This is a genomic window from Xanthomonas pisi DSM 18956 (assembly GCF_001010415.1).
Lineage (GTDB): Bacteria > Pseudomonadota > Gammaproteobacteria > Xanthomonadales > Xanthomonadaceae > Xanthomonas > Xanthomonas pisi.
In genome coordinates, this window is the sequence record NZ_JPLE01000324.1 from 1 (window position 1) to 348 (window position 348).

Genomic DNA, 348 nt, shown 5'->3' on the forward strand with positions numbered 1-348 from the left:
CGTTTGAAGTAGTCGGTCATGTGCGACTCAAGACTAATGTCGAAAATATGCATGACCCGTTGTTCAAGAAGCAAATCAAGAATGCCATGCAAGACTTTTGCGCGGCTATGTTTAAATATTATAAGTGAGTTGAAGATGAGCAAGAAAACCCTTAAGGCTGGCGACCGTATCCGTTGGGTATCAGGACAAAATATGCGAGCAGGCACCATCCTTGAGCTGGATGAATACCTTACCAATTCGCGCGGGCGCAGTCACTACCGCGTTCGAATCGATACGGTAAAAGAAGATGACAAGTCACTGGTTGGTGAAGTCGTCATCGTAACTCCACGTCAAATCAAGGCGGCTTGT

The 348-nt window shown here is 46.3% G+C and carries 1 protein-coding gene; it reads left to right on the plus strand.

The annotated features are described in order from the left end of the window. Positions 1-135 precede the first annotated feature (135 nt). Positions 136-348: hypothetical protein (locus Y887_RS20605; RefSeq protein ID WP_157004369.1), on the plus strand; the 213-nt coding region annotated here is incomplete at its 3' end.